This is a genomic window from Serratia sp. NFX21 (assembly GCF_048517035.1).
Taxonomy (GTDB): Bacteria; Pseudomonadota; Gammaproteobacteria; order Enterobacterales; family Enterobacteriaceae; genus Serratia; species Serratia quinivorans.
On the sequence record NZ_CP183196.1, the window covers coordinates 282,424 to 309,013 of the forward strand.

Here is a 26,590-nt window from a genome sequence, read left to right on the forward strand (position 1 = left end):
TTACATCCCACGCTGGTGATTTATTAAAGTAATGACTGGGTTTCAGGGAACCCAAAACGGATATTCAGGCATTGCACCGCCTGAGCGGCTGCGCCTTTCAACAGGTTGTCTTCCGCCGCCACGGCAATCAGGTGTTCGCCCTGCACGGCAAAGCCGATGTCGCAGAACGGCAGCCCGACGACTGACTTCAATGCCGGTACGCCCTGGTCGTACAGCCGCACCAGCGGTTTGTCGTCATAGGCGGCGTGATAAACGGCAGCCACATCCTGCGCGGTCACACCGGCTTTCAGGCGACAGGTAATGGTTTCGAGAATACCACGCGGGAAGTTACCCAAATGTGGCGTAAAAATGACCGGCACGCCCAAATGCGCGACGATTTCCGGATGGTGACGGTGGTTGAAAATACCGTACGGCTGCAGGCTCACCTCACAGAAACTGGTGGTCACGCTGGCCTTGCGGCCCGCACCGCTGACGCCGCTGGTCGCGTTGATCACCGGCCACTGATCAAGGTTCAGCAACTCCTGGTCGATCAACGGTTTCAGCGCCAACTGCGCCGCCGTCGGATAACAGCCCGGTACGGCGATCAGCTGAGCCTGTTTGATTTTGTCGCTCTGCCATTCCGCCAGGCCATACACCGCCTGCTCCAGCAAGTCGGCATGCTGATGTTCAAAACCGTAATATTGGCTGTAGAAGGCGGTATCTTTCACGCGGAATGCGCCGGAGAGATCGAACACCACGCAACCTGCGGCCAGGAATGCCGGCGCGATATCGTGGCTGACCTCGTGTGCCGTCGCCAGGAACACTACGTCGATACCAGCAGCGGCGGCGGCTACGTCAACCAGCGGCTGCAAGGGGAGATCGACGATGCCTTTTAACTGGGGGTGCAAATCGGAAAGCAATTTTCCTGCATCTGCACTTTGCGCTGAAACCGCTAAAGCGGTTATGTTCATGTGTGGGTGACGATTAAGGTACGCCGTGAGCTCTGCTCCGGCATAACCGCTGGCACCGACAATCAGCGTATTCAACATGGGGCCTTTCACCTTCTAGACTTGCGTTGGGTCGTATTCGACTCAGGTTTCCAGGCTCACCAGCGTTGTTTTGCCGTTCACCCACGAGGTCGAGCGTTGATGTTTTTATAATCATCCGGGAATCGGGTTCCCTTACGCTCCAGCTTATTGTATTTTTATTCACAATAAATGCATGAATATTGATACCAACCTAACCAAAGGCTGTCAACAGTGAAGATGAAATTACCTCCATTTATTGAGCTGTACCGGGCGTTGATCGCCACTCCGTCGATCAGCGCCACCGATGGCGCCCTCGATCAGAGTAATGAAGCGTTAATCAACTTGCTGGCCGGCTGGTTTGCCGATTTGGGCTTCCGCGTCGACGTGCAGCCGGTGCCGGACAGCCGCAACAAATTCAACCTGCTGGCCAGCATTGGCGAAGGCAGCGGTGGCCTGCTGCTGGCGGGTCACACCGACACCGTGCCTTATGATGAAGGCCGCTGGACGCGCGACCCTTTCACCCTGACCGAACACGACAATAAGCTGTACGGTCTGGGCACTGCCGATATGAAAGGCTTCTTTGCCTTTATTCTGGATGCGGTACGCGACATCGACGCCAGCCAACTGACCAAGCCTTTATACATTCTGGCCACCGCAGATGAAGAAACGACGATGGCCGGCGCACGTTATTTCGCCGCCTCGACCAGCATCCGTCCGGACTTCGCCATTATCGGTGAGCCAACCTCGCTGCAGCCGGTACGCGCGCACAAGGGCCACATAGCCAACGCCATCCGCATCGTCGGCCAATCCGGCCACTCGAGTGACCCGGCGCGCGGCGTGAACGCCATCGATCTGATGCATGAAACCATCGGCCGCCTGATGGAACTGCGCAAAACGCTGCAAGAGCGCTTTAACAACCCGGCCTTTGCCGTGCCCTACCCGACCATGAACTTCGGTCATATCAACGGGGGCGATGCGGCCAACCGCATCTGCGCCTGCTGCGAGCTGCATCTGGATATCCGCCCGTTACCGGGCATGACGCTCGACAACATCAACGAACTGATGCAGCAAACGCTGGAGCCAGTCAGCCAACGCTGGCCGGGCCGCCTGAGCATTGAGGAGTTGCATGCCTCGGTTCCGGGTTATGAGTGCCCGACCGATCACCATATGGTGGCGGTGATTGAGAAACTGCTGGGCACCCGCACGCAGGTGGTCAACTATTGCACTGAGGCTCCCTTCGTCCAGCAGGTCTGCCCGACGCTGGTGTTGGGCCCTGGCTCTATCGACCAGGCGCATCAACCGGACGAATACATAGATACCGGCTTTATCGAACCGACGCGCAAGCTGCTGGGTCAGTTGGTCAGCCACTTCTGCCGCCAATAAACCTGACACAGGGTAGGGTTAATGATTTATCATCTCCCTACCCACTAATAAGTAGCAAACCAAGGAAATAAGCCAGACTGATAACCGGCGCAGCGTAATTAAATTTCAGAAAATGCGCCGATTTTGATGTTTTTTTGCTAAAAATAGTGTCAATTGACCATTGGACAGGAACGTGGCGAGATGAAACAGGCGCTGTTCGCCTGACACGTGAAATTTACTTACAAGATAAAAATCATACAGAACTGGGTCAGGGGTTATATGAACGAACAATATTCGGCAATGCGAAGTAATGTCAGTATGCTCGGCAAATTGCTCGGCGATACCATCAAAGAAGCGCTGGGCGAGCATATTCTCGATCGCGTTGAAACTATCCGTAAGCTTTCCAAATCTTCACGTGCAGGTAACGAAGCGCATCGCCAGGAGCTGCTTTCTACCTTGCAAAACCTGTCCAACGACGAGTTGCTGCCGGTCGCACGCGCCTTCAGCCAGTTTCTTAATCTGACCAACGTCGCCGAGCAGTACCACAGCATTTCACCCAATGGTGAAGCCGCCAGCAACCCGGAAGCGCTGGCGCAGTTGTTCACCCGGCTGAAAGACAAAAAGCTCAGCACCAAGGAGCTGCAAAATGCGGTGTCACAGCTGTCCATCGAACTGGTGCTGACCGCGCACCCGACGGAAATCACTCGCCGCACCCTGATCCACAAGCTGGTTGAGGTCAACACCTGCCTCAGCCAACTCGACCATAACGATCTGGCCGACTACGAGCGCAACAAGATCATGCGCCGTCTGCGCCAATTAGTGGCCCAGTCCTGGCATACCGACGAGATCCGCAAACATCGTCCCTCCCCGATCGACGAAGCCAAGTGGGGCTTTGCGGTGGTGGAAAACAGCCTGTGGGAAGGGGTGCCTGCCTTCCTGCGCGAATTCAACGAACAGTTGGAAAACTCCATCGATTACAGCCTGCCGGCGGAAGCGGTGCCGGTACGTTTCACCTCCTGGATGGGCGGTGACCGCGACGGCAACCCGAATGTGACGGCTGAAATTACCCGCCATGTACTGCTGCTCAGCCGTTGGAAGGCTTGCGACCTGTTCACCCGCGATATTCAGGTGCTGGTCTCCGAGCTGTCGATGACCGAATGTACCCCGGAACTGCGTGCACGGGCCGGTGGCGACGAGGTGCAAGAGCCGTACCGCGAAATCATGAAGCAACTGCGCAGCCAGTTGATGAGCTCTCAGGCTTATCTGGAAGGTCGCCTGAAGGGTGAGCGCGTACTGAAACCGCACGACCTGCTGGTGAATAACGAACAGCTGTGGGAACCGCTGTTCGCCTGTTACCAGTCGCTGCAGGCCTGTGGCATGAGCATCATCGCCAATGGCCAGTTGCTCGATACCCTGCGTCGCGTGCGCTGCTTTGGCGTGCCGCTGGTGCGGATCGACGTGCGTCAGGAAAGTACCCGCCACACCGAAGCCATCGCCGAATTGACCCGCTATCTGGGGCTGGGCGACTACGAAAGCTGGTCGGAAGCCGACAAACAGGCATTCCTGATCCGCGAGCTGAACTCCAAACGCCCGCTGGTGCCACTGAAATGGGAGCCGAGTGCCGACACCCAGGAAGTGCTGGAAACCTGTCGGGTGATCGCCGAAGCGCCACAGGGTTCGATTGCCGCCTATGTGATTTCCATGGCCCGCACGCCTTCTGACGTGCTGGCGGTTCACCTGTTGCTGAAAGAAGCCGGTTGCCCGTTCGCCCTGCCGGTGGCCCCGCTGTTCGAAACCCTCGACGACCTGAACAACGCCGACGACGTAATGACCCAGTTGCTGAATATTGACTGGTACCGCGGCTTTATCCAGGGCAAACAGATGGTGATGATTGGCTATTCCGACTCGGCAAAAGACGCCGGAGTGATGGCCGCCTCATGGGCGCAGTACCGCGCGCAAGACGCACTGATCAAAACCTGTGAGAAAGCCGGCGTGGCGCTGACATTGTTCCACGGTCGCGGCGGCTCGATTGGCCGTGGTGGCGCCCCGGCGCATGCGGCACTGCTGTCGCAACCGCCGGGCAGCCTGAAAGGCGGCCTGCGCGTCACCGAACAGGGCGAGATGATCCGCTTCAAATTTGGCCTGCCGGAAGTCACCATCAGCAGCCTGGCGCTGTACACCGGTGCGATCCTGGAAGCCAACCTGTTGCCGCCGCCGGAGCCGAAAAAAGAGTGGCGTGCACTGATGGATGACCTGTCAGACACCTCATGCAAAATGTATCGTGGTTACGTGCGTGAAAATCCGGAATTCGTGCCGTACTTCCGCGCCGCGACGCCGGAACTGGAACTGGGCAAGTTGCCATTGGGTTCACGCCCGGCCAAACGCAAGCCAAACGGCGGCGTTGAAAGCCTGCGTGCCATTCCATGGATCTTCGCCTGGACGCAGAACCGCCTGATGCTGCCGGCCTGGCTGGGTGCCGGTGCCGGTTTGCAAGAGGCAGTGAAGGCCGGTAAGCAGGATCAACTGGAAGCCATGTGCCGCGACTGGCCATTCTTCTCCACCCGCATCGCGATGCTGGAAATGGTGTTCGCCAAGGCCGACCTGTGGCTGGCGGAATACTACGATCAGCGTCTGGTGGACAAATCGCTGTGGCCACTGGGCCAGCAATTGCGCGACCAGCTGGCAAGCGACATCAAGGTAGTGTTGACCATCGCTAATGACGCGCACCTGATGGAAGACTTGCCGTGGATCGCCGAATCCATTGCGCTGCGTAACGTGTATACCGATCCGCTCAACGTACTGCAGGCGGAACTGCTGCATCGTTCGCGTCAACAGGAACAACCGGATGCCCGCGTTGAGCAGGCGCTGATGGTGACCATTGCCGGCGTCGCCGCCGGGATGCGCAACACCGGCTAGGTAGAGCGTTGTAAAAAACGGCTCCTGCTCACAGGGGCCGTTTTTTTATCCAACAAAAAGGGCGCCGTCTTTACCCAGCGCCCTTCTCAATGACAAATAGAGTAGATTATGCCGCCGCCGGGCGCACGCCCAACGTATGGCAAATGGCGTAACTCATCTCGGCGCGGTTCAGCGTATAGAAGTGGAAGTCTTTCACCCCTTCGCGGCTGAGAATTTTCACCATATCCATCGCGATATTGGCACCGACCATTTTGCGGGTTTCGGCATCGTCGTCCAGCCCTTCAAACATGCTGGTCATCCAGCTCGGCACACGCACGTTAGTCATGGTGGCAAAACGCTGCAACTGCTTGAAGTTGGACACCGGCAGAATGCCCGGCACGATTTCCACGTCAATACCGGTCGCCACGCAGCGGTCACGAAAACGCAGGTAGCTTTCCACATCAAAGAAGAACTGGGTAATCGCGCGGTTGGCACCGGCATCGATTTTACGCTTCAGGTTAATCAGATCCGCCTGCGGACTTTTGGCTTCCGGGTGCACTTCAGGGTAGGCCGCCACCGAGATATCAAAATCGCCGACGTCTTTGAGCAAGGCCACCAAATCGGTAGCGTACATATCGGGCTTACCGCTGCCCGGTGGCAGGTCGCCACGCAGCGCCACGATATGACGGATGCCGCTGTTCCAGTAGTCGGTAGCAATCTCACGCAGCTGAGCCGGGCTGGCGTCGATGCAGGTCAGGTGCGGTGCTGCCTCCAGACCGGTACGCTCCTTAATCCCTTTGATAATGCTGTGGGTACGATCGCGCTCGCCGGAGTTGGCACCATAGGTCACAGAGACAAATTTAGGTTTCAGGCTGCTCAGACGATCGATGGACTGCCACAGGGTGTCTTCCATCTCGCTGGTGCGCGGCGGGAAGAACTCGAATGATACGTTAATCTGGCCGTTTAACTCTGCCAGACTCTGATTCAGCGCTTCCCGCTGGTTTGCGTGAAAAAAACTCATACCCTGTCCGCCTCTTATCGATCGCTGTTTTGCTTTATCTTATTAAGCGTCTATACGTTTAGACGTCTAGATAGAAAATGCCGTATGTTGACTAAAGAGTCAACAGGAAACTGAGGGGAATAAGATGATTAATCCTCACCCGTTAAGAGAAAGAATTTCACGTTCAGAATAAGAATAATTATGGCAGGAAAAACGAGGGGCGCGGTTGATCCGCGCCCACAAGAAAATTAAAGCAGCTGCGCCAAACGGTTAAGGTCTGACTGGATCGCACCGGCAGTGACGTCACGCCCGGCACCCGGCCCGCGGATCACCAGTGGGTTGTCGCGGTACCAGCGGCTTTCGATAGCGAACACGTTATCGCACGGCAGCAACGATGCCAGCGGATGTTCAGGCCGTACCGCTTCCACGCCGACACGCGCCTTACCATTGGCATCGAAACGCGCCACGTGGCGCAGCACCAGCCCCATTTCACTGGCGGCCTCAAAACGTTGCAGCATCTGCTGGTTCAACGCATCGCCGTTTTCGAAGAACTGATCGACAGAGCCCTGTTCGGCCCCCGCAGGCACCAGCGATTCGACTCGTACCTGATTCGGCTCAATATCGTAGCCCGCTTCACGCGCCAGGATCACCAGCTTGCGCATCACGTCCTGGCCGGAGAGATCGACCCGCGGATCCGGTTCGGTCAGCCCCTGCTGCCAGGCCTGATCCACCAACTCGGTGAACGGCACCGTGCCGTCGAACTGCAGGAACAGCCAGGAAAGCGTACCGGAGAAGATCCCACTGATCGCCAGAATGCTGTCGCCGCTGTCACGCAAATCCCGCACCGTATGGTTAACCGGCAGGCCGGCACCGACGGTAGCGTTATACAGCCAGTGGCGGCCGGTTTTGGCGAAAGCATCACGGATTTGGCGATAATTATCGCTGCAAGACGCGCCCGCCAGCTTGTTGGCGCTGATCACATGGAAGCCATAGCTGGCGAAATCCAGATATTGTTCGGCCAGCTCCTCACTGGCGGTCACGTCAAGCACCACCAGATCGTCGAACGGATGCGCACGCATCCACAGGAACAGTGACTCTTCGTCCAGCTCCTGTGCTTCGTCCTCAAAGAACGCCAGGGCGCGGCTGGCATCCAGCCCATCGTAATTGAGCAGGCTGCGGCGGCTGTCCACCACGCCCGCCAGGCTGAACTCAAAGCCGCTGCGGGCGGAAATATTTTTCTGCTCGCGGGCAAACAGCTCCAGCCAGCGTGCGCCGATGTTGCCTTTACCGAACAGCACCAGGCCAATGTTTTTTTCGGCGCGGAACAGGGTCTGGTGCAGGCCCTGGATCAGCAACGCGGTCGGCCCCTGACGCAGTACCGCCACCAGGCTGATGCCGTCTTCGGCCTGCCAGATAAATTCTACCGGCTGGTCTTTCAACTGTTGATAGAAACGGTGGCTGTGCAGCGGATTTTTGCAAACGCCCGCGCCCACCAGCGCCACCAGCGCCAGGCCTTCACGCAGCCGCAGCTCACCCGGTAATGACGCTTCCTGCAAGGTACGCAGCACGCTATTGACCACTTCCGAGGTGTAGCACAGTTGAACCAGATTACGGTCAGGGTGAATGCCGATCGCCAGCGGTTTGATTTGCGCGCGCTTGAGTACCAAATCCAGCTCTTTCTGCGCCAGTGTGAAGTCATGCTGGCTGGCAACGTTCAGCTCAATCAAACACACGTCGTCATGGCTGGTGACAATCTTCGCGCCGGTGCCGGAGGCCAGCACGCGTTCGATACGCGTTGAGCCTTGTTCCGGCTGATAGCTACAGCGCAGTTGCAGATCGATATCACTGCCGGACACCGGCTGCAGGGTGCGAGTATGCAGCACCGGTGCCGCCAGGCGAGCCAGTTCACTGGCTTCATCCAACCGCAACAGTGGCAGCAGGCAGGCATCTTTTACCTTGCGCGGATCGGCGCTGTAAACCCCGGCCACGTCGCTCCAAATGGTCACGCGCTCCGCACCGGCCAACGCGCCGACCTGGGTAGCGGAATAGTCACTGCCGTTACGCCCCAACAACACGGTTTCACCGGCGTCGTTGCGTGAAATAAAGCCGGTCACCACCAGGCGTTTGCCCGGGTGCTGAGCCAGCAACTGTTGCAGCAATGGATAAGAGCGGCCTTCGTCAACCTGGGGTTGAGCGGCACGCTCCGCGCGCAGGAAGTCACGCGCATCCAGCCAGGCGGCCTGCATATCCAGCTTGTTCAGTACCGCCGCCATCAGCCGCGCCGACCAAATCTCACCGTGCCCAACGACCTCGGCGTATACGGCGTCGTCGAGCTTTTCGTCCAGCAACACCGCCAGACGCTCCAGATCCTGAATAAAATCGGCGATCAACGGCTCGGCAGTTTCCGGTGGGAGCAGGCCGCCAATCAATTCGCTGTGATAGCGACGCAGCGTCTGCTGAACCTGATGTGCAGAAAGACGATCGCTTTGACTGAGCTTCAGCCAGCTAATCAGTTGGTTGGTGGTGCTGCCGGCAGCCGATACCACCATCATGTCACCCGGTTGGCTGTATTCGGCCATGATCCCGGCCACCCGCAGATAACACTTCACGTCTGCCAGGCTGCTGCCGCCAAACTTGTGTAGTTGACGCCCGCTCACCGGCCCTGCTACCGCAATTGCATTCATGCTTACCTCGTTGCCGCCGCCTGGAAGGCTCGTTCCAGATCGGCAATCAAATCTTCACTGTCTTCAATACCCACGGAGATACGCAGCAGGCTCTCGGAAATACCGGCCGCCGCACGGGCTTCTGCCGCCATACCTGCGTGGGTCATGGTCGCTGCATGCGAGATCAGGCTTTCTACGCCGCCCAAGGATTCTGCCAGAGTAAACAGCTCAAGGGCAGACAGAAAACGGCGCAGTAGCGCTTCATCACCGTCCAGTTCAAAGCTGAGCATCGCGCCAAAGCCGCGTTGCTGACGACGTGCAATCTCGTGCCCAGGGTTCTGAGGCAGAGAAGGATGATACAGCTTTTTCACCAAGGGTTGCTGCTGTAAATAACTGACAATCGCATCGGCGTTTTGTTGCGCCGCCTTGATACGCGGTGACAGCGTGCGCATGCCGCGCAGCAACAAATAGCTGTCGAACGCGCCACCGGTCACGCCGATATTATTGGCCCACCACGCCAATTCCACCGCCAGATCTTTATCTTTGGCGATCACCGCGCCGGCCACCACGTCGGAATGGCCATTGAGGTATTTGGTACAGGAATGCACCACCAAATCGGCACCCAGCCCAATCGGCTGCTGTAGCGCCGGGCTGAGGAAGGTGTTGTCCACCACCGTCAAGGCCCCCACGGCGTGTGCCGCATCGCAAATCGCCGCAATATCCACCACACGCAGCAGTGGGTTGCTTGGGCTTTCAATCAGCACCAGCTTGGGCTTTTGCGCCAACGCCTGCTGCAGCGCTTCTTCATTCCCCTGATCGACAAACAGCACGCGGTAAGCGCCACGCTTGCTCAGGCTATCGAACAGACGGTAGCTGCCACCATAGCAATCATGTGGCGCCACCAGCAGATCGCCGGGTTGCAGGAATACCGTGGTCACCAGATGGATTGCCGACATCCCGCTGCTGGTCATCACCGCACCGGCGCCCCCTTCCAGTTCCGCCAGCGCACGCTGGACCACGTCACGCGTCGGGTTACCGCGACGTGAGTAGTCATGAGCACGAGGCTGGTTGAAGTCGGTGAAATTATAGGTGCTGGAAAGGTGGATCGGCGGGACAACGCAGCCGTACTGTTCGTCATCGTTCAGGCCGCTACGTACGGCAATCGTGGCAGGTTTACGCGTCATAGGGTCTCTCGGCTCTCGGGATTGGGATGAATGAGGCCTAAAGATTAATCGCAGTGAGGATAGACGTCAATACATCTGGACATCTAAACTTCTTTGCGTATAGATTGAGCAAAAGCCTAATACCCGCTAAAATTATGCCAGTTTTAGATGACGATACGATGTTAACCCGGAATGCATAGGCGACGCCTATTGATCGTCCGCATTCAGTGACCCTGGTCGCGTAAAATTGACATTTATTTAGTGAGAACAGTGAAGATCGGGCATAATTGGCCGGTTTTTAGAATTTTGTAATTTTTCTGACAATTTTAAGGTGTCCCATGGCTGAGTGGAACGGCGAGTATGTCAGCCCTTACGCTGAACACGGTAAAAAAAGCGAGCAAGTAAAAAAAATCACGGTATCCATTCCGCTGAAGGTCCTGAAAATCCTTACCGATGAACGGACGCGTCGCCAGGTGAATAACCTGCGCCATGCCACCAACAGCGAATTGCTGTGCGAAGCATTTCTGCACGCCTTTACCGGCCAGCCGCTGCCGAACGACGAAGACCTGCGCAAAGAACGCAGCGATGAAATCCCGGAAGCCGCGAAACTGCTGATGCGTGAATTGGGTGTGGATCCCGATACCTGGGAATACTAAGCGCCGGTCTGCACTTGCTTGCAGACGGTAGAAACGAAAAAAGGCGCCGAAGGCGCCTTTTTCATCTGACGATAAGAAATCTTATTTCTTAGCGCCTGGCACGCTGAAACGCTTGTTGAAGCGGTCAACGCGGCCACCGGTAGCAACATCACGCTGCTTGCCAGTGTAGAACGGGTGACATTCGCCACAAACGTCCAGGTTCAGATCGTGACCCACTGTAGAGCGGATTTTGATCACGTTACCGCAAGAGCAGTTAGCAGTAACTTCTTCGTATTTTGGGTGGATACCTTGTTTCATGGGAAACCTCAGTTAAGGCCGTGTCGCTATCCAGCCCTGTTTCGCCAGACACCACACGTGGTTGATAAAGAATTTGGTATCGAATTATACCAAAGGCGGCAAATTATACAGAATTAAAAGTACCGCGCAATCGGAACCGTACATTTGCCGATGCGCAGTGTAAACTGATGGACTCTTTTTTTCACTCTGGATGACCCCATGCCTGTTGTTCACGTTGCTTTGCCGGTCCCCCTCGCCCGCACCTTCGACTATCTGCTGCCGCAAGGCCTGCAGCCGGCGGTCGGCGCGCGCGTAGGTGTGCCCTGGGGTAAGCAACGGGCGATCGGTATCGTCACCGGCTGCAGCGAAACCAGCGAATTGCCGCTGGACAAGCTTAAACCCATCGACAGCGTGCTCGACAGCGCCTCGCTGTTCTCACCCAGCCTGTGGCGCATTCTGCGCTGGGCCAGCGACTATTATCATTACCCCATCGGTGAAGTGCTGTTCCACGCATTGCCTATCCTGCTGCGTCAGGGAAAACCGGCTGAAGCGGCACCGCTGTGGCAGTGGTTCGCTACCGAACAGGGCCGCGCTACGCTGCCGGAAAGCCTGAAACGCGCGCCCAAGCAGCAGCAAGCGCTGGCCGCGTTGCTGCAACGTCCGGTCTATCGCCATCAGGTCAGTGAACTGGAATTAACCGAGAGCGCCTTGCAGGCATTGCGCGCCAAGGGGCTGATCGATTTACGCTCTCAAACGTTGGCGGTGCAGGACTGGCGGCCCGGTTTTGAAGTGCTGGGTGAACGGCTGCGGCTTAACACCGAGCAGGCGACCGCCGTGGGTGCCATTCGCAGCGAAGACGAGCAGTTCGCCACCTGGCTGCTGGCCGGGGTCACGGGTTCCGGCAAGACCGAGGTCTATCTCAGCGTACTGGAAAACATCCTGGCGAAGGGCAAACAGGCATTGGTACTGGTGCCGGAAATCGGCCTGACGCCGCAGACCATTGCCCGTTTTCGCGAACGCTTCAACGCCCCGGTGGAGGTGCTGCACTCCGGCCTTAACGACAGTGAACGGCTGGCAGTCTGGCTGCGCGCCCGCAGCGGCGAGGCGGCAATTGTAATCGGCACCCGCTCGGCGCTGTTTACGCCGTTTTCGCGCCTGGGCGTGATCATCATCGATGAAGAACACGACAGCTCTTATAAACAGCAGGAAGGCTGGCGCTACCACGCCCGCGATCTGGCGGTATTCCGTGCCCGCGAGGAAAACATCCCGATGGTGATGGGCACCGCCACGCCGGCACTGGAAACGCTGCACAATGTGCAACTGGGTAAATATCGCCAGCTCAAACTCACCCAGCGTGCAGGTAATGCCAAACCGGCGACGCAGCATCTGATCGATCTGAAAGGCCTGCCGCTGAAGGTGGGTCTTTCGCAGCCGTTGCTGAAAAGCATGCAGCACCATTTGAAGGCCGGTAATCAGGTGATGCTGTTTCTTAACCGGCGCGGCTACGCACCGGCGCTGTTGTGCCACGAGTGCGGCTGGATCGCCGAGTGTCAGCGCTGCGATCATTACTACACCTTCCACCAGAATCATCGTCAACTGCGCTGCCACCACTGCGACAGCCAGCGTCCGGTCCCCCACCAGTGCCCACAATGCGGCTCTACTCATCTGGTGTCGGTCGGCGTCGGCACAGAACAGTTGGAACATGAACTGGCGCCGCTGTTCCCGGAAACGCCGATCACTCGTATCGATCGCGACACCACCAGCCGCAAAGGCTCGCTGGAACAGCATCTGGCGGATATTCACCGCGGCGGCTCGCGCATTTTGATCGGCACCCAGATGCTGGCCAAGGGCCACCATTTCCCGGATGTGACGTTGGTAGCCCTGCTGGATGTCGACGGCGCTCTGTTCTCAGCCGACTTCCGTTCCGCCGAGCGCTTTGCCCAGCTGTATACCCAGGTCTCCGGCCGCGCCGGCCGTGCCGGTAAGCCCGGCGAGGTCTTGTTGCAGACTCACCACCCGGAACACCCACTGCTGCAAATTCTGCTGCAACAGGGTTACGACGCCTTTGCCAAACAGACGTTGGCGGAGCGCAACAGCGTGTTCCTGCCGCCCTATACCAGCCATATCATCGTGCGTTCGGAAGATCACGATAACCAGCAGGCCCCCCAGTTCCTGCAGCAACTGCGCAATCTGCTGGAAGCCAGCCCGCTGAAAGACGACTCGCTATGGGTGATGGGGCCGGTCCCGGCGCTGCAGTCGAAACGCGGCGGTCGTTTCCGCTGGCAACTGCTGCTGCAACACCCTTCCCGGCGGGTACTGCAACAGTTAATGAAAAGCTCCCTGCCGCTGGTCAGTACCCTGCCACAGGCACGTAAGGTGAAATGGACGCTGGATATCGATCCGATAGATAGCTGAACCCAGAAAAGTCCGATTCAGTTCATCCAATGCAAACGTTTACCCTTGAAATTGCGAGCGAACGCTAAAAAACCTTCCCAGGTCACACTTTTTATGCAAATTAGGTAACAAAGGCAGGACGTATTCTGTTTAGAATAACTGCGAAGGCAATTTGTCACCTCTTGCAGGACAGTGATGGAATGTTTGAGCGCGGATGGCGCTAAATGATAACAACACCACCGCACGCCAGAATTTGTGAGCAAACTGAAGTCGTCGCGTTGGCATGGGGCTAACGCAAGGAGAAAGGCGTTGGAACACAAGAAAGAATTATCCATGGCAACCATGAAAGACGTTGCCGAAATGGCGGGCGTTTCAACGGCAACCGTGTCGCGTGCGCTGATGAACCCGGAAAAGGTGTCAACGCCGACGCGTCAGAAAGTGGAACAGGCCGTACTGGCCGTGGGCTATTCTCCTCATGCCCTCTCTCGCAATATCAAGCGTAACGAATCCCGGACTATCCTGGTGATCGTCCCCGACATTTGCGATCCGTTTTTCGCCGATGTGATCCAGGGGATCGAGCAAACCGCCGCACAACAGGGCTACCTGGTGCTGATTGGTGACTGTGCTCAGCAAAACCAGCAGGAACGCACCTTCGTCAACCTGATCATTACCAAACAAATCGATGGCATGCTGCTGCTCGGCTCTAACCTGCCGTTCGATGCCAGCAAGGAAGAGCAGCGTAACCTGCCGCCGATGGTGATGGCCAACGAGTTTGCTCCGGAGCTGGAACTGCCGACGGTGCACATCGATAACCTGACCGCCGCCTTCGAAGCCGTGCATTATTTACATCAGCTCGGCCACCAGCAAATCGCCTGTGTCGCCGGGCCGGAACAGATGCCGCTCAGCCATTATCGCCTGCAAGGTTACATTCAGGCGCTACGTCGTAATGGCATTACCGTCGAAAGCAGCTATATTACCCGGGGTGATTTCACCTACGAGGCTGGCGCTCAGGCGCTGGCAACGTTGATGGCACAGCCAAAACCGCCGACGGCAGTGTTCTGCCACAGTGATGTGATGGCCATTGGCGTGCTGTCGCAGGCGAAAAAGATGGGGCTGCGGGTACCGCAGGACCTTTCTATCATCGGCTTTGACGACATCAAACTGGCGCAGTATTGCGATCCACCGTTAACCACAGTGGCTCAACCGCGCTACCAGATTGGCCAGCAGGCCATGTTATTGCTGTTGGAGCAGCTACACGGGCAGACCGTGGCAAGCGGCTCCCGGCTATTGGACAGTGAATTGATTATCAGAGGCAGCACCGCTGCCCCGAAACGCTAGTCAAATATTTTAGGGTTCAGTAACATGACGGACTTATCCCCTCATCAGGACACAGCGGAATAATAGTGGCACAAAAAGACTATGTAAGCCGTGGGCGCGCAGCAGGAGCTAAGCGTAAAACCCCCAGCCGTAAAAAACGCAGTTCTCCGAAGGTTTCCAAAACCGTGTTGGCGTTAGCCGTCGCACTTCTGGTTGTCTTTATCGGTGGCCTCTATTTCATTACGCACAACAAGCCGGATGATGCGCCGCTGCTGCCTGTGCACAGCAATCGTCCAGGTAACGGCTTGCCGCCGAAACCGGAGGAACGCTGGCGCTACATCAAAGAGCTGGAGAATCGTCAGATTGGCGTGCAAACCCCGACCGAACCTACGGCAGGCGGTGAAGCCAACTCCAAGACTCAGTTGACTGCAGAGCAACGCCAACTGCTGGATCAAATGCAGGCGGATATGCAACAACGTCCGACACAGCTCAATGAAGTGCCGTATAACGACCCTTCCCAGGCCGCCGCACGTAGCCGTCAGCAGCAGCAGCAGCAGGTGCAACAACAGCAGATTCAGCAGCAACAGGTGCAGCAACCACCGGTGACTCAACCGCGTAACCCGTTTAACAACGGCGCGACGACAGCACCGGTACAGCAGCCGGCTCAGCCGAAGCCACAACCCAAGCCGCAGCCGCAGCCGGTAACGCAGCCGCCGGTGCAGATTAAGCAGCCGAAACCTGAGGTCAAACCGGAAACCAAGCCGGAAGTGAAACAGGAAACGGCCAAGCAGGAAACCAAGCCAGAGTCGAAGCAAAAATGGATGGTGCAGTGTGGCTCGTTCCGTGCAACCGACCAGGCAGAATCCGTGCGTGCGCGCCTGGCGTTTGAAGGTATTGAAAGCCGTATCACCGCCGGCGGCGGCTGGAATCGTGTGGTGCTCGGCCCATACAGCAGCCGGGCTGCTGCGGACAAAACCCTGTCGCGCCTGAAGGGCGTAGGCATGTCAAGTTGCATTCCCCTCTCCGTTGGGGGTTGAAAAGCTTCAATCCCCCCCCATCTATACTCTCAATATGCCTCGTAGTGTCTGCGCAAGCAGATACTGCGAGGGCTTCTTTCCGTCTTCAACGAGGGTCTGCTCGTGACAACAATTGTAAGCGTACGCCGTAACGGCCAGGTAGTGATCGGTGGCGATGGCCAGGCTACCTTGGGCAATACGGTAATGAAGGGCAACGTCAAGAAAGTGCGTCGCCTGTATAACGACAAAGTGATTGCCGGTTTTGCCGGTGGCACCGCGGATGCCTTCACGCTGTTTGAGCTGTTCGAGCGCAAGCTGGAAATGCACCAGGGTCACCTGGTGAAAGCAGCCGTTGAATTAGCGAAAGACTGGCGCACCGACCGCATGCTGCGCAAGCTCGAAGCGCTGCTGGCAGTCGCGGATGAAAACTCCTCGCTGATCATCACCGGCAACGGTGACGTGATCCAGCCTGAAAATGATTTGATTGCGATTGGCTCCGGCGGTCCGTACGCCCAGGCAGCCGCCCGCGCGATGTTGGAAAATACCGAACTGAGCGCCCGCGAAATTGTTGATAAGTCTCTCAACATCGCCGGTGACATCTGTATTTACACCAACCATTTCCACACCATTGAAGAATTGCCTTCCAAAGCGTAAGGATCGAATACTATGTCTGAAATGACCCCGCGCGAGATCGTCAGCGAACTGGACAGTTACATCATTGGCCAGAACAAAGCCAAACGTGCCGTTGCCATCGCCCTGCGTAACCGCTGGCGCCGGATGCAGCTCAACGAGATGCTGCGCCACGAAGTCACGCCAAAGAACATTCTGATGATCGGCCCGACCGGCGTCGGTAAAACCGAAATCGCCCGCCGTCTGGCGAAACTGGCCAACGCGCCGTTCATCAAGGTTGAAGCCACCAAGTTCACCGAAGTGGGCTACGTTGGGAAAGAAGTGGATTCTATTATCCGCGACCTGACCGATGCTGCGATCAAAATGGTGCGTCTGCAATCAATCGACAAGAACCGTACCCGCGCCGAAGAGCTGGCGGAAGAACGTATCCTTGATGTGTTGATCCCACCGGCCAAGAACAACTGGGGCCAGGCGGAAGAGCATCAGGAGCCGTCCTCGGCACGACAGGCATTCCGCAAGAAACTGCGTGAAGGCCAGTTGGACGACAAGGAAATTGAGATCGATCTGGCTGCCGCACCGATGGGCGTAGAAATCATGGCCCCTCCTGGCATGGAAGAAATGACCAACCAGTTGCAGTCAATGTTCCAGAACCTCGGTGGCCAGAAGCAGAAACCACGCAAGCTGAAGATCAAAGAAGCCTTCAAACTGCTGGTGGAAGAAGAAGCCGCCAAGCTGGTGAACCCGGAAGAGCTGAAAGAACAGGCGATCGAAGCGGTTGAGCAGCACGGCATCGTGTTTATCGACGAGATCGACAAAATCTGTAAGCGCGGCGGCCAAAGCTCCGGCCCGGACGTGTCTCGCGAAGGCGTGCAGCGCGACCTGCTGCCGCTGGTGGAAGGCTGTACCGTTTCCACCAAGCACGGGATGGTGAAAACCGATCACATTCTGTTTATCGCTTCCGGCGCATTCCAGACCGCCAGCCCTTCAGACCTGATCCCGGAACTGCAGGGTCGTCTGCCGATCCGCGTTGAGTTGCAGGCGCTGACCACCGAAGATTTCGAGCGTATTCTGACCGAGCCAAGCGCTTCGCTGACCGAGCAGTATAAAGCACTGATGGGCACCGAAGGCGTCAATATCGAGTTCACCGCCGAAGGTATCCGCCGCATCGCCGAAGCCGCATGGCAGGTTAACGAAAGCACCGAAAACATCGGCGCACGTCGTTTGCACACCGTGCTTGAGCGTCTGATGGAAGATATTTCTTATGATGCGAGTGAAATTAACGGTCAATCCATTACAATTGATGCGGATTACGTAGGTAATCATCTGGATGAACTGGTAGCGGATGAAGATTTGAGTCGTTTTATCCTATAATCGCTCAATCATGTCCAGTCAGTCATCTGTGGGAGGCATTTGCCTCCCACAACTATTTCTAACGGACACAGCCACTAACTCTGAAGCGAAAAATGAGCTCATCAACTACCATCTCCCCGGCCAGAGCCTGGCTTGAAAGTTTACGACCGCGCACCCTGCCGCTGGCCTTTGCCTCGATCGTCGTCGGTTCCGCCATTGCCGCCTGGCAAGGTAGCCTGAAGCCCGGCGTGGCGCTGCTGGCGCTGCTGACGGCCGGCCTGCTGCAAATTCTCTCCAACCTGGCGAACGACTATGGCGATGCGGTAAAAGGCAGCGACAAGGAAGACCGCATCGGGCCGCTACGTGGTATGCAAAAAGGCATGATCACCCAGGCACAGATGAAACGGGCTTTGGTGGTAACGGTGGTACTGATCGCCATCGCCGGCAGTTCGCTAATTGCCGTAGCCTGTGAACAACCCAGCGATGTGGTGGGCTTCCTGGTGCTGGGCGGGCTTTCTATCGTCGCAGCCATTACCTATACCGTCGGCAACAAACCTTACGGCTATCTGGGCTTGGGCGATATCTCGGTGCTGGTGTTCTTCGGCTGGCTGAGCGTCGCAGGCACTTTCTACCTGCAAACCCACGCCTTTGACAGCATCGTGATGCTGCCGGCCACCGCCTGTGGCCTGCTGGCAGCGGCGGTGCTCAATATCAATAATCTGCGCGATATCGAAAGCGATCGCGCCAACGGCAAGAATACCCTGGCAGTCCGACTCGGGCCGCAGAAGGCGCGTTATTACCACCTGTTGCTGCTGATCGGCGCGGTGGCGTGCTTTACGCTGTTCACGTTGCTCAACCTGCATAGCCTGTGGGGCTGGTTGTTTGTCTTGGCTATCCCGTTGCTGGTACGCCATGGCTTACGCGTGTTGCGTGACCCTACGCCAGCCGGTATGCGGCCGATGCTTGAACATATGGTCAAGGCGGCGCTGCTGGCCAATATATTGTTCGCTATCGGCGTGGTGCTCAGTTAGCCATCGAACTGATGATTTTGCCAACAGGGCGAATAAAGGGATATACTGGTTATTCCAGCGGCAAACAGACGTAAAATCCTATGAAATACGATACTTCCGAACTTTGCGACATCTATCACGAAGAGGTGAACGTAGTTGAGCCTCTATTCTCCAATTTTGGCGGGCGTACTTCATTTGGCGGGCAAATCACTACGGTGAAATGCTTTGAGGATAACGGTCTGTTATTCGAGCTGCTTGAAGAAAACGGCCGTGGTCGCGTCCTGGTGATTGACGGTGGCGGCTCGGTACGTCGTGCCCTGATCAACGCAGAACTGGCACGTCTGGCCACCCAGAACGAGTGGGAAGGCATCGTGGTGTACGGCGCGGTTCGCCAGGTAGACGATCTGGAAGAGATGGACATCGGCATTCAGGCAATGGCGGCCATTCCGGTCGGCGCCGCCAGTGAGAGCATTGGCGAAAGCGACATCCGCGTTAACTTCGGCGGTGTGACCTTCTTCTCCGGCGATCATCTGTATGCCGACAATACCGGTATTATCCTGTCCGAGGATCCACTCGATATCGAGTGATTTTCAGACAGGAAAAAGGGCGCCTAAGGCGCCCTTTTCGATCGTGCAATACGGAATCAGACTTCTTCCATTTTGCCCAACAGCGCACGCAGACGGTCTTGCCATACGTGCTGCTCTTCTTTCAGTTGCTGGTTCTCGCGTACCAACGATTCGTGGTTGCCAGAGGCAGCCTGAACTTCCTGTGAAAGAGTGTTGTTTTTGTCTTTCAGCTCTTCAATTTCCATCTGCAGCAGGGTGATGGTATCGATCGCCTGCTGAACTTTTGATTCCAATTTCTCAAATACTTCAAATGACATTCTTCAGTCCCCTCATGATAGCAAGGCGTACATCTATAGGTAACGGCCGCAACTTTGGTTGCAACTGCTGCGAATATGCATCGCGCCAAGTGACACACGCTTTTATTGAAAATAACGCGCCTGTCTCGATAAAACGCTTCTTTCGATAAAAACGATTGTAAGTAGCCTGTCCCCGACTGTCTAGCAACATCCGGCTCAACGCGCAGTCTGTTGCAATTTTCCTGCCGCCACTATCAGCAAAAACTGAAAATACTCACCACGCGTAAATCGCTTTGTTAACGAACGGTGGCCAAATCACTGGTCAGATCACAGTTTCATGGAGCAGAAAGAACACAAAACGACGCGAATTCGCTCAATTTTATGACGAAGCACACACATTTTGATTTCGCTATTTCTCGTTTATGTTCGTTAACGATAAATTTACATCACGTCCTCAATTAATAATTGGACGAGATGAAAAAAACTGTACCCATAGGCCAGATCGATACACACCCAGAGCCTATAAACCCATAACCGCCGTTTTGCAGGACAACAACATTATGAGCCAAACCACCAGTCCGACCCTAAAAGGCCAATGTATCGCCGAGTTTCTCGGCACCGGCCTGTTGATATTTTTTGGCGTAGGCTGCGTTGCCGCGTTGAAACTGGCTGGCGCCAGCTTCGGCCAGTGGGAAATCAGTATCATTTGGGGCCTGGGCGTTGCCATGGCCATCTATCTGACCGCTGCCATCTCTGGTGCGCATCTCAACCCGGCAGTCACCATCGCACTGTGGCTGTTCGCCTGCTTTGACGGACGCAAAGTATTGCCTTACATCGTCGCGCAGATCGCCGGTGCCTTCTGCGCCGCAGCGCTGGTCTACGGGCTGTATTACAACCTGTTCTTCGATTTTGAAGCGGCCAACCATATGGTACGTGGCAGCGACGAAAGCCTGGCCCTGGCCGGCATTTTCTCCACCTACCCTAATGCACACATCTCCGTGGGTCAGGCTTTCCTGGTTGAAACGGTGATTACCGCGATCCTGATGTGCCTGATCCTGGCGCTGACCGACGACGGCAACGGCATTCCACGTGGCCCGCTGGCACCGCTGTTAATCGGTATTCTGATTGCCGTGATCGGCGCCTCTATGGGACCATTGACCGGCTTTGCGCTGAACCCGGCCCGTGACTTCGGTCCGAAAATGTTCGCTTATCTGGCCGGCTGGGGCAAAGTGGCCTTCACCGGTGCGCGTGATATCCCGTACTTCCTGGTGCCAATCTTTGGCCCAATCATCGGTGCCTGCCTGGGTGCCTTCGGCTACCGCATGCTCATTGGCCGCAATCTGCCGTGTGACGTTTGCGTAGAAGAAGAAAAACCCGCCGCCAAGGCTCAGCAGCGTAAAGCGTGATTGGCACAGTTTTAAAACGGTTAACAACAGCAGGACTAAAATCATGACTGTAGAAAAAAAATACATTGTCGCTCTCGACCAGGGAACTACCAGTTCACGTGCCGTAGTGCTAGACCACGATGCCAATATTGTTGCGGTGTCGCAGCGTGAATTCACGCAGATTTACCCGAAAGCCGGCTGGGTTGAGCATGATCCAATGGAGATTTGGTCATCACAGAGCTCCACGCTGGTGGAAGTGCTGGCGAAAGCCGACATCAATTCCGATCAGATCGCCGGCATCGGCATCACCAACCAGCGCGAAACCACCATCGTCTGGGAAAAAGACACCGGCAAACCGATCTATAACGCCATCGTCTGGCAATGCCGCCGCACCGCCGATATCTGTGAAAAACTAAAACGCGACGGCATGGAAGAGTACATCCGTCACAACACCGGCCTGGTGGTTGACCCGTACTTCTCCGGCACCAAGGTAAAATGGATCCTCGATCACGTTGAAGGTGCCCGTGAACGCGCCAAGCGCGGCGAGCTGCTGTTCGGTACCGTCGACACCTGGCTGGTGTGGAAAATGACCCAGGGGCGGGTGCATGTGACCGATTACACCAACGCCTCGCGCACCATGATGTTCAATATCCATGAGCTGGACTGGGATGAGCGCATGCTGGAAGCGCTGGATATCCCGCGCGCGATGCTGCCGAAAGTCCGTCCATCCTCTGAAGTGTACGGCCAGACCAACATCGGTGGTAAAGGCGGTACGCGTATTCCTATCGCCGGTATTGCCGGTGACCAGCAGGCGGCACTGTACGGCCAACTGTGCGTTCAACCGGGCATGGCGAAAAACACCTACGGCACCGGCTGCTTCCTGCTGATGAACACCGGCAAAGAAGCAGTACGTTCCAGCCACGGCCTGCTGACCACTATCGCCTGCGGCCCACGCGGCGAAGTGAACTATGCGCTGGAAGGCGCAGTCTTCATCGGCGGCGCTTCTATTCAGTGGCTGCGCGATGAGCTGAAACTGATCAGCGATGCGGCCGACTCCGAATACTTCGCCACCAAGGTGAAAGACAGCAACGGGGTATATGTGGTGCCTGCCTTTACCGGTCTGGGCGCGCCTTACTGGGACCCGTATGCCCGTGGCGCGATCTTCGGCCTGACCCGTGGCGCGAACAGCAACCACATTATCCGTGCCACGCTGGAATCCATTGCCTATCAGACGCGCGACGTGCTGGATGCGATGCAGGCCGACTCCAACACCCGCCTGCAATCGCTGCGTGTGGACGGTGGTGCGGTCGCCAACAACTTCCTGATGCAGTTCCAGTCTGACATCCTCGGGACCCGTGTAGAGCGTCCTGAGGTGCGTGAGTCGACTGCACTGGGTGCCGCATTCCTGGCAGGCCTGGCTATCGGCTACTGGAATGACCTGGATGAAGTGAAGAGCAAGGCGGTCATCGAGCGTGAGTTCCGTCCAAGCATTGAAACCACCGAGCGTAACTTCCGTTACAGCGGCTGGAAAAAAGCGGTTGCCCGCGCGCAAGCATGGGAAGAGCACGACTAACGCTGTTTTGCTTTGTTGACCTCATCACGCGCTGCCTCCGGGTGGCGCGTTTTTTTTGCCCCGCCCCACCATCGCCCGCTGTGATAAACTTTGTCGATATTTTCTCCCTTTCTCACAGACAGGTTTTGCCATGAAACGTGAATTAGCCATCGAATTTTCCCGTGTTACCGAAGCTGCCGCGCTGGCGGGCTACAAATGGTTGGGACGCGGCGATAAGAACGCCGCCGATGGTGCTGCGGTCAACGCAATGCGCATTATGCTTAATAAAGTGGATATCGATGGCCGCATCGTGATCGGCGAAGGCGAAATTGATGAAGCGCCAATGCTGTATATCGGCGAGCAGGTCGGCAGCGGCCAGGGCGACGCGGTGGATATCGCCGTCGACCCGATCGAAGGCACCCGCATGACCGCCATGGGTCAGCCCAATGCGTTGGCTGTACTGGCGGTGGGCGATCGCGGCACCTTCCTGCACGCCCCTGACATGTATATGGAAAAACTGGTAGTGGGCCCGGCAGCGCGCGGCGCGATCGATCTTAACCTGCCGCTGGCCGAGAACCTGAACAAGGTCGCGGTCTGTCTGGGCAAACCGCTGAGTCAATTGACGGTGGTCATTCTGGCCAAGCCGCGTCACGACGGCGTTATTGCCCAGATGCAGCAACTCGGGGTACGAGTCTTCGCTATCCCCGACGGCGATGTGGCGGCCTCAATCCTGACCTGTATGCCCGACAGTGAAGTCGACGTGATGTACGGTATCGGCGGCGCGCCTGAAGGGGTCATTTCCGCCGCGGTGATCCGTGCTCTGGACGGCGATATGCAGGCACGCCTGCTGCCGCGCCACCAGGTGAAGGGCGACAGCGCCGAGAATCGCCGCATCGGTGAGGAAGAACTGGCGCGTTGCAAAGAGATGGGAATTGAAGCCGGCAAGGTATTGCTGCTGGATGATATGGCGCGCAACGACAACGTGATTTTCTCCGCCACCGGCATCACCAAGGGCGATTTGTTGGAAGGCATTAGCCGCCAGGGCAATATGGCCACCACGGAAACCCTGCTGATCCGCGGCAAATCACGCACTATCCGCCGTATCCGCTCAACCCACTATCTGGATCGTAAAGACCCGGCGCTGCACGAGTTCCTGCTGTAAATAATCAGGGCGCCTTCGGCGCCCTGTCAGTTTTATACGGTATGTCCCTGATGCTGCATCCGGTGCGATAACGGCCACCAGCACAGCAAAATCAGTAACGCCATGGCAAACATCAGCAGGCCGAGGCTGAACTGCCCGGTCTGCGGCAGCATGGCGGAAAGCCAGGTCGCCAGGCCGGAGCCCATGTTCTGCATGCCCCCGACCAATGCGCCGGCCGCACCGGCCAGATAAGGAAACGGCTCCATCGCCCCGGTAGTGGCCAGCGGGAATAACATCCCGGCACCGAAGAAGAACAGCGCAGCCGGCACAATCAGCGTCCAGATATTCATCACGCCAAACCACCCGGGGATCCACATCATCAGGCCCGCCAACAGGCAACTGATCACCGAATGCCACACCAGACTGTGGAAGCTTTTGCCGTCACGACCGGCATACCAGGCACCAAAGAACGCCGCCGGGATTGGCAGAATAAACAGGATACTGACGGTCAGTCCGCTAAGGCCGAGTACGCCGCCCATCAGCACGCCGCAGCTGGCTTCAAAGACCGCGATCCCCGCCAGAGCACCGATCAGCATCACCAGATAACAGCTGAAAGTGCTGTCCGCCAGCAGCTTGCGGAAGCTTGCCAGCATGCGCCGTTTTTCGGTCTGCTGCGGTCGGGTTTCCGGCAGCCAGCGGAACATGGCGAAGGCCACGCCGGCGCACAACACCAACAGGAAGGCATAACAGGCGCGCCAGCCAAATATCATCGCCAATGCCCCACCGATGATCGGTGCCAACAGCGGACTGACCAGAATGCCCATGTTGAGCAGGCTGTTGGCATAGCGCAGCGAAGTACCGGCATACAGGTCACGCGGCATGGTTCGCGCCATCACCCCCGCCACGCCGGTCCCCATCCCCTGAATGGCACTGGCGGCAACCAGCATCGTCAGGTTGGTGGACAACAGCGCGCCAAGCGCACCCATCATAAAAATCATCATCCCGGCCAGGATCACCGGCCGACGGCCAATACGGTCCGACAGCGGGCCGTAAATCAACTGCGAGAAACCATAGGTCATCAGATAAGCCGCCATCACGCGCTGCACGGCACCGGAGCGCACCGACAGATCCTTGGCAATATCAGCAATCACGGGGACATAAATGGTTTGTGCCATCTGACCGACGGCCACTAACAGGGTAAGCATCACCAACAGGTGAAAGTTTTCTATTTTTCTCATTATCTTCGTTAACGTATTAACTCGTCACAGCGTCCCGGTATGGCCCCTAATTCAGCCAGAACGGCGAGCAGCCCTCTATGGCGGCATAAGCTAACAAATTTAATTTTTTTAGCGAGTTTCCGGCAAATATTGATCTCCGTCACAGTGGCAGCAAAGCCAACCAGCCTCGTAAATTAAACTGTACGTCTACTGCTTATGGGTTAAAAATGGCAAACTTTCAATAGTTTGGCTTTAGCATTTAATCGATAATTATTTTCATCATCTTGAAATAAAATAACGCCATAGGGATTGGGTTTATGAAGACAACAGAGCTGATTTTATTGCAGTTAAAAACCTTGGGGCCGCACTCTGCCAAAATGCTGGCTGAGCGTCTGGACATCACCCCCATGGGTATCCGTCAGCATCTGCAATCTCTGGAAAAACGTGAGCTGGTGGGTTACGAGGAAGCGCGTACCAAGGTAGGTCGCCCCACACGCTACTGGTCGCTGACCCAGCAGGGCCACGCCCAGTTTGCCAATGGCCACGATCGGCTGGCGACAGAGCTGTTGGGATCCGCCCATCAGTTGTTTGGCACCGAAGGGGTGGAGCAGTTGCTCAGCGCGCGCGAAGACAAGCTTTATCAGCGCTATGCTGAAGAACTGTCTGAGGAAGACTGCCATCAGGCCAAACTCGCCCGATTGGTGCGCCTGCGGCAGCATGATGGCTACATGGCCGAACTGTTAGAGCACCCGCAAGGCATGCTGCTAGTGGAAAACCACTGCCCAATCGGCGTGGCGGCCACCGCCTGCAGCAGCCTGTGCAACTCGGAGCTGCAACTGTTTAACCGTCTGTTTGGCCAGGGTTATCGCATAGAGCGTACTGCGCATGCTATTTCCGGCTCACGACATTGCGCTTATTTGATTCGACCATTGGAGCTTTAGAGTATGGCTGACTGGGTTAATGGCAAGGTTACACAAGTCACGCAATGGACCGACGGGCTGTTCAGCATCACCGTCCATGCCCCCATTGCTCCCTTTACCGCCGGGCAATTTGCCAAACTGGCGCTGGAAATTGACGGCGAACGCGTGCAGCGCGCCTATTCCTACGTCAACGCCCCCAGCGATCCGAACCTGGAGTTTTACCTGGTCACCGTGCCGGAAGGCAAACTTAGCCCACGCCTCAATCAACTGCGACCGGGTTCCGAAGTGATGGTGACCAAAGAGGCCGCCGGATTTTTCGTGCTGGAGGAAGTGCCTGAATGCGACACCCTGTGGATGTTGGCGACAGGCACCGCCATCGGCCCTTACCTGTCGATGCTGCAGGAAGGCAAAGACCTGGATCGCTTCAAAAATCTGGTGCTGGTGCATGCCGCCCGCTTTGCGCGCGATCTCAGCTACCTGCCGCTGATGCAGCAATTGCAGCAGCGTTACAACGGCAAACTGCGCATTCAGACTATTGTCAGCCGCGAAGAAGTCACCGGCTCGTTGACCGGCCGCGTACCGGCGCTGATCGAGGATGGACGGCTGGAAGCGGCGGTGGGATTACCCCTCGACGCGGAAACCGACCACGTCATGCTGTGCGGTAACCCGCAAATGGTGCGGGATACCCAGCAAACGCTGAAGGATCAGCGGCAGATGCGCAAGCACCTGCGCCGCAAGCCTGGCCATATCACCAGCGAGCAATACTGGTAGCGT

The 26,590-nt window shown here is 56.8% G+C and carries 22 protein-coding genes; 15 read left to right on the plus strand and 7 right to left on the minus strand.

Features of this window, described 5'->3' with window-relative positions; all coding sequences use genetic code 11:
- Positions 1-23: 23 nt before the first annotated feature.
- Positions 24-1,028, minus strand: coding sequence for an N-acetyl-gamma-glutamyl-phosphate reductase (gene argC, locus ACNT1W_RS01355; RefSeq protein ID WP_012147455.1), 1,005 nt, complete (start codon positions 1,026-1,028; stop codon positions 24-26).
- Positions 1,029-1,244: 216 nt separating this feature from the next.
- On the opposite strand from argC, the gene argE reads away from it, so the two are divergent.
- Both argE and ppc read left to right on the plus strand, forming a co-directional pair.
- A complete protein-coding gene (gene argE, locus ACNT1W_RS01360; protein ID WP_165366704.1) occupies positions 1,245-2,390 on the plus strand; it encodes an acetylornithine deacetylase in 1,146 nt (381 codons plus the stop codon).
- 258 nt (positions 2,391-2,648) lie between these two features.
- A complete protein-coding gene (gene ppc / locus ACNT1W_RS01365) occupies positions 2,649-5,285 on the plus strand; it encodes a phosphoenolpyruvate carboxylase (RefSeq protein ID WP_012147457.1) in 2,637 nt (878 codons plus the stop codon).
- A 106-nt stretch (positions 5,286-5,391) separates the two neighbouring features.
- Here ppc and metF read toward each other — a convergent pair whose 3' ends face one another.
- The 3 genes from metF to metB all read right to left on the minus strand — a co-directional run bounded on the left by metF (position 5,392) and on the right by metB (position 10,111).
- Positions 5,392-6,285, minus strand: a complete 894-nt coding sequence (gene metF, locus ACNT1W_RS01370; RefSeq protein ID WP_012147458.1) for a methylenetetrahydrofolate reductase — start codon at positions 6,283-6,285, stop codon at positions 5,392-5,394.
- A gap of 227 nt (positions 6,286-6,512) precedes the next feature.
- Complete coding sequence (locus tag ACNT1W_RS01375) at positions 6,513-8,948, minus strand: bifunctional aspartate kinase/homoserine dehydrogenase II (RefSeq protein WP_419246314.1); 2,436 nt, start codon at positions 8,946-8,948, stop codon at positions 6,513-6,515.
- Positions 8,949-8,950: 2 nt separating this feature from the next.
- A complete protein-coding gene (gene metB, locus ACNT1W_RS01380) occupies positions 8,951-10,111 on the minus strand; it encodes a cystathionine gamma-synthase (protein WP_012147460.1) in 1,161 nt (386 codons plus the stop codon).
- Positions 10,112-10,428: 317 nt separating this feature from the next.
- Here metB and metJ point away from each other — a divergent pair, with 317 nt between their 5' ends.
- A complete protein-coding gene (gene metJ, locus ACNT1W_RS01385; protein ID WP_012147461.1) occupies positions 10,429-10,746 on the plus strand; it encodes a met regulon transcriptional regulator MetJ in 318 nt (105 codons plus the stop codon).
- A gap of 81 nt (positions 10,747-10,827) precedes the next feature.
- On the opposite strand, the gene rpmE is transcribed toward metJ, so the two are convergent.
- Positions 10,828-11,043, minus strand: coding sequence for a 50S ribosomal protein L31 (rpmE, locus tag ACNT1W_RS01390; protein ID WP_012147462.1), 216 nt, complete (start codon positions 11,041-11,043; stop codon positions 10,828-10,830).
- A gap of 198 nt (positions 11,044-11,241) precedes the next feature.
- Between rpmE and priA the strand changes: the two genes are divergently transcribed.
- The 7 genes from priA to rraA all read left to right on the plus strand — a co-directional run bounded on the left by priA (position 11,242) and on the right by rraA (position 19,326).
- Positions 11,242-13,437 carry a primosomal protein N' gene (priA, locus tag ACNT1W_RS01395; protein WP_112363574.1) on the plus strand — a complete coding sequence of 732 codons (2,196 nt, stop codon included), beginning with the start codon at positions 11,242-11,244 and terminating at the stop codon, positions 13,435-13,437.
- A 288-nt stretch (positions 13,438-13,725) separates the two neighbouring features.
- Positions 13,726-14,754, plus strand: coding sequence for a DNA-binding transcriptional regulator CytR (gene cytR, locus ACNT1W_RS01400; RefSeq protein ID WP_012147464.1), 1,029 nt, complete (start codon positions 13,726-13,728; stop codon positions 14,752-14,754).
- A 65-nt stretch (positions 14,755-14,819) separates the two neighbouring features.
- Entirely contained in the window at positions 14,820-15,770 is a 951-nt protein-coding gene (gene ftsN, locus ACNT1W_RS01405; protein ID WP_419246315.1) for a cell division protein FtsN, read from the plus strand.
- Between the two features lie 102 nt (positions 15,771-15,872).
- Complete coding sequence (gene hslV, locus ACNT1W_RS01410; protein WP_012147466.1) at positions 15,873-16,403, plus strand: ATP-dependent protease subunit HslV; 531 nt, start codon at positions 15,873-15,875, stop codon at positions 16,401-16,403.
- 12 nt (positions 16,404-16,415) lie between these two features.
- Positions 16,416-17,750, plus strand: a complete 1,335-nt coding sequence (gene hslU, locus ACNT1W_RS01415; RefSeq protein WP_017894416.1) for an HslU--HslV peptidase ATPase subunit — start codon at positions 16,416-16,418, stop codon at positions 17,748-17,750.
- Between the two features lie 92 nt (positions 17,751-17,842).
- Positions 17,843-18,760, plus strand: a complete 918-nt coding sequence (locus ACNT1W_RS01420) for a 1,4-dihydroxy-2-naphthoate polyprenyltransferase (RefSeq protein ID WP_012147468.1) — start codon at positions 17,843-17,845, stop codon at positions 18,758-18,760.
- A gap of 80 nt (positions 18,761-18,840) precedes the next feature.
- Entirely contained in the window at positions 18,841-19,326 is a 486-nt protein-coding gene (gene rraA, locus ACNT1W_RS01425) for a ribonuclease E activity regulator RraA (protein WP_012147469.1), read from the plus strand.
- A gap of 56 nt (positions 19,327-19,382) precedes the next feature.
- Here the strand turns inward: rraA and zapB are convergent, their stop codons facing one another.
- On the minus strand, positions 19,383-19,622 hold the full coding sequence (gene zapB, locus ACNT1W_RS01430) for a septal ring assembly protein ZapB (protein ID WP_012147470.1): 240 nt from the start codon (positions 19,620-19,622) through the stop codon (positions 19,383-19,385).
- Positions 19,623-20,161: 539 nt separating this feature from the next.
- Here zapB and ACNT1W_RS01435 point away from each other — a divergent pair.
- The 3 genes from ACNT1W_RS01435 to glpX all read left to right on the plus strand — a co-directional run bounded on the left by ACNT1W_RS01435 (position 20,162) and on the right by glpX (position 23,700).
- Positions 20,162-21,007 carry an MIP/aquaporin family protein gene (locus tag ACNT1W_RS01435; RefSeq protein ID WP_012147471.1) on the plus strand — a complete coding sequence of 282 codons (846 nt, stop codon included), beginning with the start codon at positions 20,162-20,164 and terminating at the stop codon, positions 21,005-21,007.
- 43 nt (positions 21,008-21,050) lie between these two features.
- Positions 21,051-22,559, plus strand: a complete 1,509-nt coding sequence (gene glpK, locus ACNT1W_RS01440; protein WP_017894417.1) for a glycerol kinase GlpK — start codon at positions 21,051-21,053, stop codon at positions 22,557-22,559.
- Between the two features lie 130 nt (positions 22,560-22,689).
- On the plus strand, positions 22,690-23,700 hold the full coding sequence (gene glpX / locus ACNT1W_RS01445) for a class II fructose-bisphosphatase (RefSeq protein ID WP_017894418.1): 1,011 nt from the start codon (positions 22,690-22,692) through the stop codon (positions 23,698-23,700).
- A gap of 32 nt (positions 23,701-23,732) precedes the next feature.
- On the opposite strand, the gene emrD is transcribed toward glpX, so the two are convergent.
- Positions 23,733-24,917 (minus strand): multidrug efflux MFS transporter EmrD, encoded by a 1,185-nt coding sequence (gene emrD, locus ACNT1W_RS01450; protein WP_012147474.1) that lies wholly within the window; start codon positions 24,915-24,917, stop codon positions 23,733-23,735.
- A 296-nt stretch (positions 24,918-25,213) separates the two neighbouring features.
- On the opposite strand from emrD, the gene ACNT1W_RS01455 reads away from it, so the two are divergent.
- Both ACNT1W_RS01455 and fpr read left to right on the plus strand, forming a co-directional pair.
- On the plus strand, positions 25,214-25,837 hold the full coding sequence (locus ACNT1W_RS01455; protein WP_261097189.1) for a helix-turn-helix transcriptional regulator: 624 nt from the start codon (positions 25,214-25,216) through the stop codon (positions 25,835-25,837).
- A gap of 3 nt (positions 25,838-25,840) precedes the next feature.
- The gene (gene fpr, locus ACNT1W_RS01460; protein ID WP_419246316.1) at positions 25,841-26,587 is read left to right on the plus strand and encodes a ferredoxin--NADP(+) reductase; all 747 of its coding nucleotides are present in this window, start codon (positions 25,841-25,843) and stop codon (positions 26,585-26,587) included.
- The last annotated feature ends 3 nt before the right edge of the window (positions 26,588-26,590 follow it).